The following is an 8,536-nucleotide window of genomic DNA, read 5'->3' as shown; positions in this document are numbered from 1 at the left end:
CATGCGCTGCATCACGCTTTCTTGCATGCTTGGTCACCCTCGGTTAGGGGAACACCATCGGCGTCAATACCGAGCAAACTTGCAGAAGTCCGAATGCAGCGACCAAAACAAGCCACTTAGGATCACGCTGATAGTCCGGGTACCAGCCCGGATGCCCCTGCTTGTCTCATTTCTTCAAAATAAGAGCCGCAGCTTATGGCTGCTGCTCTGGTTATAGCCATGACGCGGGTTGAAGCCCGCGCCACAGCCTCTACGGTGCAGCGGTTACAGCAGCTGAATCACACGCCGCTAGAAAGCAGCATGTTACGGATGTGACCGATGGCCTTAGTCGGGTTCAGGCCTTTGGGACATACGTTGACGCAGTTCATGATGCCCCGGCAGCGGAATACGCTGAACGGGTCATCGAGCGAAGCCAGACGCTCGCTGGTCTTGGTGTCACGGCTGTCTGCCAGGAAGCGGTAGGCTTGCAGCAGAGCAGCAGGACCCAGGAACTTGTCCGGGTTCCACCAGAAGGACGGGCAAGAGGTCGAGCAGCAAGCGCACAGGATGCACTCGTACAGACCGTCAAGCTTTTCACGCTCTTCTGGCGACTGCAGACGCTCGATGGCCGGAGCCGGCGTGTCGTTCTGCAGGTAAGGCTTCACCTTCTCGTATTGCTTGTAGAAGATGCTCATATCGACGACCAAGTCACGGATAACCGGTAAACCTGGCAACGGACGAACAATCAACTTGTTACCCTTCACAACGGCGGACAGCGGCGTGATGCACGCCAGACCGTTTTTGCCGTTGATGTTCATGCCGTCGGAGCCACAGACGCCTTCACGGCAGGAGCGACGATAGGAGAAACCCTCGTCCTGCTCTTTGATCAGGGCCAGCACGTCCAGCACCATCAGGTCTTTACCACCGGTATCGACCTGGAATTCCTGCATGAACGGCGCGGCGTCCTGATCAGGGTTGTAGCGATAAACACTGACTTGCAACATGGCGGTCACCCTTAATAAGTCCGGACTTTAGGTTCGAAAGTCGGAACAGTCTTCGGCGAGAAGTTAACGGCACGCTTGGTGACGCGCTTGTCACCCGGGAAGTACAGGGTGTGGCACAGCCAGTTTTCGTCGTCACGATCTTCGAAGTCTTCACGGGCGTGCGCACCGCGGGACTCTTTACGAACTTCGGCAGCGATGGCAGTTGCTTCAGCCACTTCCAGCAGGTTTTGCAGTTCCAGCGCTTCGATACGCGCAGTGTTGAACGCCTGCGACTTATCGTTGATCTTCACGTTAGCAATACGCTTACGCAGGTCGGCCAGTTGAGCAATACCTTTCTGCATGTATTCGCCAGTACGGAATACACCGAAGTAGTTCTGCATGCAGCTTTGCAGCTCGCGACGCAGGGTTGCCACGTCTTCGCCATCAGTACGGCTGTTCAGTGAGTTCAGGCGCGACAGGGCCGCTTCGATATCGGCTTCGGTAGCGTCGTCGTATTCGATGCCATCGGTCAGCGCCTTCTCGAGGTGCAGGCCGGCAGCGCGACCGAATACCACCAGATCGAGCAGCGAGTTGCCGCCCAGACGGTTGGCACCATGAACCGATACACAAGCCACTTCACCGACCGCGAACAGACCAGGAATGACCTGATCCACGCCTTCGTCGTTCTGGGTGATCGCCTGGCCATGAATGTTGGTAGGAACGCCGCCCATCATATAGTGGCAAGTTGGCACAACCGGAACTGGAGCAACAACCGGATCAACGTGCGCGAAAGTCTTCGACAGCTCGCAAATGCCTGGCAGACGGCTGTGCAGCACTTCCTCGCCCAAGTGGTCGAGTTTGAGCATCACGTGGTCGCCATTCGGACCGCAACCGTTGCCGGCGATGATTTCTTTAACCATCGAGCGAGCAACCACGTCACGACCGGCAAGGTCTTTGGCGTTCGGAGCATAACGCTCCATGAAACGCTCGCCGTGCTTGTTGATCAGGTAACCACCTTCACCACGGCAACCTTCTGTAACCAGTACACCGGCGCCGGCGATCCCGGTCGGGTGGAACTGCCACATTTCGATGTCTTGTACCGGTACACCAGCACGCAGAGCCATGCCGACGCCGTCACCGGTGTTGATCAGGGCGTTGGTGGTGGAAGCGTAGATACGGCCTGCACCGCCGGTCGCCAACACGGTGGCTTTGGCGCGAATGTAGGAGGTTTCGCCAGTTTCGATGCAGATTGCGATCACACCGACGAAATCGCCTTCCTGGTTTTTCACCAGATCGACAGCGTAGTACTCGTTCAGGAACGTGGTACCGGCTTTCAGGTTGCCCTGATAAAGGGTGTGCAGCAGCGCGTGGCCAGTACGGTCGGAGGCTGCGCAAGTGCGTGCAGCCTGACCGCCCTTACCGTAGTCCTTGGACTGACCGCCGAACGGACGCTGATAGATACGGCCTTGTTCAGTACGCGAGAACGGCAGACCCATGTGGTCCAGCTCGAAAACCGCGGCCGGGCCTTCCTGACACATGTATTCGATAGCGTCCTGGTCACCGATGTAGTCGGAGCCCTTGACGGTATCGTACATGTGCCAGCGCCAGTCATCGTTCGGGTCGGCGGACGCGATCGCGCAGGTGATGCCGCCCTGGGCGGATACAGTGTGCGAACGGGTCGGGAAAACCTTGGTGATCACGGCAGTCTTGTGACCACCCTGCGCCAGTTGCAGCGCAGCGCGCATGCCGGCACCGCCACCACCAATAATGATAGCGTCGAAAGAAATCGTTGGAATGTTAGCCATGAATCAGATACCCCAGAGAATCTGCACACCCCAGACGAAGTAGGCGAACATTGCAACGCCGCATACTGCCTGGAAAAGGAAACGTACTGCAGTCGCGGACTTGCCGAGCGCCATCGGCGTCAGGTAGTCGGTCGCGATGGTCCACATGCCGACCCAGGCGTGAGCGCCCAGAGCCACCAGTGCCAGCAGACTGAAGATACGCATCCCGTTGTGGCTGAACAGGCCGTGCCATTGGTCGAAGCCAATGCCCGGGTTCACTGCGAGATAGCCGATCAGGAAAATGAAATAAGCCGCGAGAACAACCGCAGACACACGTTGCGCCATCCAGTCATAGAGGCCCGAACGCGAAAGGTTCGTAACGCTGGTTACCATATCCAAACTCCTGCCAGAACGATCAACACCACGGAAACCGCGATGATAATTTTCGAGCCCAGGCGGCCGCCTTCCAGCGTCTCACCGATGCCCATATCCATAATCAAGTGGCGCACACCGGCTACCAGGTGATACAGAAGAGCGGAGAGCAGACCCCATGCTACGAACTTGGCCAGCGGGCTGGTCAAGCATGCCTTCACCTCGGCGAAACCTTCCTCGGAACCCAGGGATTTGCCCAATGCATAAAGCATGAAGCCGAGGCCCAGGAAGAGAATGATGCCGGAAACACGGTGAAGAAACGACGTAACGCCGGTGATGGGGAGTTTGATGGTCCTTAGGTCTAGGTTTACAGGTCGTTGGCTTTTCACGGCTTTTTTTTCACACTGAAGAGCCCCTAACAATCAGGGCAAAGTTGTTGGGGAGTGCACTGGTCAGGTAACCACCACCCAGGGATGCGACCCCCAATAAAGCAGGCCCAAAAGCCCTTGGCGGTCGGTGGCCGAGTATAGACAGTTAGGCTACTAATGACAACGCAATCACCTACCCCCAATAGCTGATTGCACAAGTCGCATAAAAGGCGTAAACGGCAGTCAATTTCGAGGAAAAAGTGCGCTTAAAGCCTTCTGGAGCAAGACTTTAGGCAAATTGACATTCAAATTTATCTCACTATAGTGGTGCGGGCCCTGCGTGGGGGGTCTGTCTGATGGTTCAAGCATAAATAGGAGGCCACATGGCTGACAAAAAAGCGCAGTTGATCATCGAGGGCGCAGCCCCCGTCGAGCTGCCCATTTTAACCGGCACCGTTGGTCCCGATGTTATTGATGTTCGGGGCCTGACGGCCACGGGCCGCTTCACTTTCGACCCGGGTTTCATGTCGACCGCCTCGTGCGAATCGAAGATTACCTATATCGACGGCGACAACGGCATTCTGTTGCACCGCGGCTACCCGATCGAACAGCTGGCTGCAAAGTCAGACTACCTCGAAACCTGCTATCTGCTGCTCAATGGCGAACTGCCGACGACAGAACAGAAAGCCCAGTTCGTCAGCACCGTGAAAAACCACACCATGGTTCACGAGCAGCTGAAAACCTTCTTCAACGGCTTCCGTCGCGACGCCCACCCGATGGCCGTCATGTGCGGTGTAGTTGGCGCCCTCTCGGCCTTCTACCACGACTCCCTGGACATCAATAACCCGCAGCATCGCGAAATTTCCGCGATCCGTCTGGTTGCGAAAATGCCGACCCTGGCAGCGATGGTTTACAAGTACTCCATGGGCCAGCCCATGATGTACCCGCGCAACGACCTGACGTACGCGGAAAACTTCCTGCACATGATGTTCAACACCCCGTGCGAGATCAAACCGATCAGCCCGGTACTCGCCAACGCCATGGACAAGATCTTCATCCTCCATGCCGACCACGAGCAGAACGCATCGACTTCCACCGTACGCCTGGCAGGCTCTTCGGGTGCCAACCCGTTCGCCTGTATCGCCGCCGGTATCGCCGCACTGTGGGGCCCTGCTCACGGCGGTGCGAACGAAGCCGTTCTGACCATGCTTGACGAGATTGGCGATGTTTCCAACATCGACAAATTTATCGCCAAGGCCAAGGACAAGAACGACCCGTTCAAACTGATGGGCTTCGGTCACCGGGTTTACAAAAACCGCGACCCACGCGCAACAGTCATGAAGCAGACCTGCGACGAAGTGCTGAAAGAACTGGGCATCACCAACGATCCGCAACTCGAACTGGCCATGCGCCTGGAAGAGATCGCCCTGACCGATCCGTACTTCATCGAACGCTCTCTGTACCCGAACGTCGACTTCTACTCGGGGATCATCCTCAAGGCGATCGGCATTCCGACCAGCATGTTCACCGTGATCTTCGCTTTGGCGCGGACTGTCGGCTGGATCTCCCACTGGAAAGAAATGCTCTCCAGCCCGTACAAGATTGGCCGTCCGCGCCAGTTGTACACCGGCTACGAGTCGCGTGACATCACCAAGCTGGAAGACCGAAAATAAGACTTGTCTTGCGATAACGTCTTGAAGTTGCACCGGGAACGGCCTCTTATATAGAGGCCGTTTTTGTCTGTCTGGGGTTTGGGGGGCATATCCGTTGCCGCGGTAACGGATATAAACACACCATCAACAAACAACACGCCCACAAAAAATGCCCCGATCTCTCAACCGGGGCATTCAGCACAACCTATACAACCATCAAGCGATCAGTGCGAAACCGCCCCACTCGCCCCCAACCCCGTCTGCGAACGCACAAACTGCGGGAAGAACAGCGCCCGCTCGTTATCCGCCGCAGCCGACTTGTCGGTGATCGAGAAGAACCAGATACCGACGAAAGCAATGACCATCGAGAACAGCGCCGGGTACTCGTACGGGAAGATCGCCTTCTCGTGATGCAGGATTTGCACCCAAATGGTCGGACCAAGCACCATCAGGCCTACCGCACTCAACAGCCCCAGCCAGCCGCCGATCATCGCGCCGCGAGTGGTCAGCTTCTTCCAGTACATCGAAAGCAGCAGGACCGGGAAGTTGCAGCTCGCCGCGATGGAGAACGCCAAGCCAACCATGAACGCGATGTTCTGGCTTTCGAACAAGATGCCCAGGCCGATGGCCAGAATACCCAGTGCGATGGTGGTGATCTTCGAAACGCGGATCTCGTCCTTGTCGTTAGCCTTGCCCTTCTTGATCACGCTGGCATACAGGTCATGCGACACCGCCGAAGCGCCGGCCAGGGTCAGACCCGCCACAACCGCCAGAATGGTCGCAAACGCTACTGCCGAGATGAAGCCAAGGAAAACACTGCCGCCCACCGCGTTAGCCAGGTGCACCGCCGCCATGTTGTTGCCGCCGAGCAAAGCGCCCGCCGCATCTTTGAAAGCTGGGTTGGTGCTGACCAGCAGAATCGCGCCGAAGCCGATGATGAAGGTCAGGATGTAGAAGTAACCAATGAAACCGGTCGCATACAGCACGCTCTTACGCGCTTCCTTGGCGTCACTCACGGTGAAGAAACGCATCAGAATGTGCGGCAGGCCTGCGGTACCAAACATCAGCGCCAAAGCGAGAGAGAACGCCGAGACCGGATCTTTCACCAGGCCGCCAGGGCTCATGATCGCTTCACCTTTGGGGTGAACCTTGATTGCCTCGGAGAACAGCATGTTGAAGTCGAAGTTGACGTGCTTCATGACCATCAGCGCCATGAAAGTAGCACCGGACAGCAACAGCACAGCCTTGATGATCTGCACCCAAGTGGTCGCCAGCATGCCGCCGAACAGCACATACATGCACATCAGGATACCGACCAGAATCACCGCAACGTAGTAATCGAGACCGAACAGCAGCTGGATCAGCTTGCCGGCACCGACCATTTGCGCGATCAGGTAGAACGCCACCACCACCAGCGAACCACAGGCAGACAGGGTGCGAATCTGGGTTTGCCCGAGGCGATAGGACGCCACATCGGCAAAGGTGTACTTACCCAGGTTACGCAGACGCTCGGCGATCAGGAACAGAATGATCGGCCAGCCCACCAGAAAGCCGATCGAGTAGATCAACCCGTCGTAGCCGGACGAGAACACCAGCGCGGAAATCCCCAGGAAGGACGCGGCCGACATGTAGTCACCGGCAATTGCCAGACCGTTCTGGAAACCAGTGATCTTGCCGCCCGCCGCGTAGTAGTCAGCCGCCGAATTATTGCGCTTGGACGCCCAGTAGGTGATGCACAAAGTCGCGCCGACGAACACCACGAACATGGCGATTGCAGAAACGTTGAGCGGTTGTTTGTGGACTTCGCCGGTCAGGGCTTCAGCGGCCCAGACTGCCGGAGCGAACGCTGCGATGCTCAGAAGAGCCAGTAAACGCCGGATCATTGCTGAGCCTCCTTGAGAATCGCATTGTTCAGGTCGTCAAACTCGCCATTGGCGCGGCGCACGTAGATAGCGGTCAGGATGAAGGCCGAGACAATCAGGCCGACACCAATCGGGATGCCCCAGGTAATCGAAGATTCAGGACTGAGTTTCGCCCCGAGCACTTGCGGCGCATAGGCGATCAGAAGAATGAATCCGGAGTAAAGCCCGAGCATGATCGCCGAGAGTATCCAGGCGAACTTTTCCCTTTTCTGCACCAGCTCCTTGAATCGGGGACTGTTTTGAATCGAGAGGTAAATGCTGTCGTTCATTGTTTTTATCCTCGCAGCACAGATTATTGTTGGAACAATACTCACTGTATGCGGCTGCGAGCCAGGTTCCAGACGACCTTAGTAGTAGAACGCCATGACGTATTTGCCAATTTCCGGTACACACAAAATAACTGTGGGAGCAAGCCCGCTCCCACAGGGTTAGACGGTGAAGTATTTATTTAGTCCATTCAGCAACGCGATCCGGGTGTTTGGCCACCCAATCCTTGGCGGCAGCTTCAGGCTTGGCGCCATCCTGAATCGCCAGCATGACCTCGCCGATTTCGTCTTTCGACGCCCACTGGAAGTTCTTCAGGAACTTGACCACTTCCGGCGCCTTGGCATCCAGCTCTTTGCTGCCGATGCTGTTCACGGTTTCAGCTGCGCCATATACGCCTTTCGGGTCATCGAGGAAGCGCAGTTTCCACTTGGCGAACATCCAGTGCGGGACCCAACCGGTGACGGCGATGGATTCTTTTTTCTTCTCGGCACGGGTCAGCTCGGCGATCATGCCGGCGCCGGAACTGGCTTTGAGACTGTATTGGTCCAGGCCGTAATCCTTGATGGCCTGATCGGTCTTGAGCATCACGCCTGAACCGGCGTCGATGCCGACGATACGATTTTTGAAGCTGTCATCGGTTTTCAAATCTTCGATCGACTTGGCTTTCACATACTCCGGCACGATCAGGCCGATTTTCGCATCCTTGAAGTTCGGGCCGTAATCGACGACCAGATCCTTGTTTTTTGCCCAGTATTCGCCGTGGGTCACCGGCAGCCAAGCCGAGAGCATGGCGTCGAGTTTGCCGGTGGCAACGCCCTGCCACATGATCCCGGTGGCGACGGCTTGCAGTTTTACGTCGTAGCCGAGTTTCTGCTTGATCACTTCGGCGGCTACATGAGTGGTCGCGACGCTGTCGGACCAGCCGTCAACGTAACCGATGTTCAGGGTCTGTTTTTCAGCACTGGCAAATGTGGAACTCATCGCAAGCACCAGAGCGGCACCTGCGCCTAAAAGTCGTCGCATCTTCATCGTTACTTCCCCGAAATGCTGCGCCCGACGGATGCCGGGCATCGTCAACGTATTGTTATGGTGCACAGCGCCCCCATCACGCCTGACCGCAAACTCGTTCGAACATCAGCGGAGCACTGACGCTTTTGATCATCAACCCCACGCCTTCGACGACCTGCTCTGTCAGCGACCTCAAGGCAA

At 56.8% G+C, this 8,536-nt stretch carries 8 protein-coding genes; 1 reads left to right on the top strand and 7 read right to left on the bottom strand.

All coding sequences use genetic code 11. The features are described 5' to 3' along the window. Nucleotides 1-278 precede the first annotated feature (278 nt). From ACIOU6_RS17740 to sdhC, 4 genes are read right to left on the bottom strand one after another with little or no spacing between them, the layout of a single operon-like run. A complete protein-coding gene (locus ACIOU6_RS17740) occupies nt 279-983 on the bottom strand; it encodes a succinate dehydrogenase iron-sulfur subunit (protein ID WP_003223007.1) in 705 nt (234 codons plus the stop codon). An 11-nt stretch (nt 984-994) separates the two neighbouring features. Next, nucleotides 995-2,767: a succinate dehydrogenase flavoprotein subunit gene (gene sdhA, locus ACIOU6_RS17735; protein WP_221732170.1), complete on the bottom strand. Its 1,773-nt coding sequence runs from the start codon at nt 2,765-2,767 to the stop codon at nt 995-997. A gap of 3 nt (nt 2,768-2,770) precedes the next feature. Next, nucleotides 2,771-3,139: a succinate dehydrogenase, hydrophobic membrane anchor protein gene (gene sdhD / locus ACIOU6_RS17730; RefSeq protein WP_221732169.1), complete on the bottom strand. Its 369-nt coding sequence runs from the start codon at nt 3,137-3,139 to the stop codon at nt 2,771-2,773. Next, a complete protein-coding gene (gene sdhC / locus ACIOU6_RS17725; RefSeq protein ID WP_015096190.1) occupies nt 3,133-3,507 on the bottom strand; it encodes a succinate dehydrogenase, cytochrome b556 subunit in 375 nt (124 codons plus the stop codon). The genes sdhD and sdhC overlap by 7 nt, the downstream gene beginning before the upstream one ends. A 362-nt stretch (nt 3,508-3,869) precedes the next feature. Here sdhC and gltA point away from each other — a divergent pair, with 362 nt between their 5' ends. Next, nucleotides 3,870-5,159, top strand: a complete 1,290-nt coding sequence (gltA, locus tag ACIOU6_RS17720; protein WP_221732168.1) for a citrate synthase — start codon at nt 3,870-3,872, stop codon at nt 5,157-5,159. Between the two features lie 203 nt (nt 5,160-5,362). Here gltA and ACIOU6_RS17715 read toward each other — a convergent pair whose 3' ends face one another. The 3 genes from ACIOU6_RS17715 to ACIOU6_RS17705 form a co-directional block, all read right to left on the bottom strand. After that, on the bottom strand, nt 5,363-7,021 hold the full coding sequence (locus ACIOU6_RS17715; RefSeq protein ID WP_221731921.1) for a cation acetate symporter: 1,659 nt from the start codon (nt 7,019-7,021) through the stop codon (nt 5,363-5,365). Next, nucleotides 7,018-7,329 carry a DUF485 domain-containing protein gene (locus ACIOU6_RS17710; protein WP_221731922.1) on the bottom strand — a complete coding sequence of 104 codons (312 nt, stop codon included), beginning with the start codon at nt 7,327-7,329 and terminating at the stop codon, nt 7,018-7,020. The genes ACIOU6_RS17715 and ACIOU6_RS17710 overlap by 4 nt, the downstream gene beginning before the upstream one ends. Nucleotides 7,330-7,504: 175 nt before the next feature. Continuing rightward, nucleotides 7,505-8,356: a glycine betaine ABC transporter substrate-binding protein gene (locus ACIOU6_RS17705; RefSeq protein WP_221731923.1), complete on the bottom strand. Its 852-nt coding sequence runs from the start codon at nt 8,354-8,356 to the stop codon at nt 7,505-7,507. Nucleotides 8,357-8,536 lie beyond the last annotated feature (180 nt).

Source organism: Pseudomonas sp. NPDC087615 (assembly GCF_044743445.1).
Lineage (GTDB): Bacteria > Pseudomonadota > Gammaproteobacteria > Pseudomonadales > Pseudomonadaceae > Aquipseudomonas > Aquipseudomonas baetica_A.
This window is presented reverse-complemented; position numbering and strand designations above follow the sequence as displayed.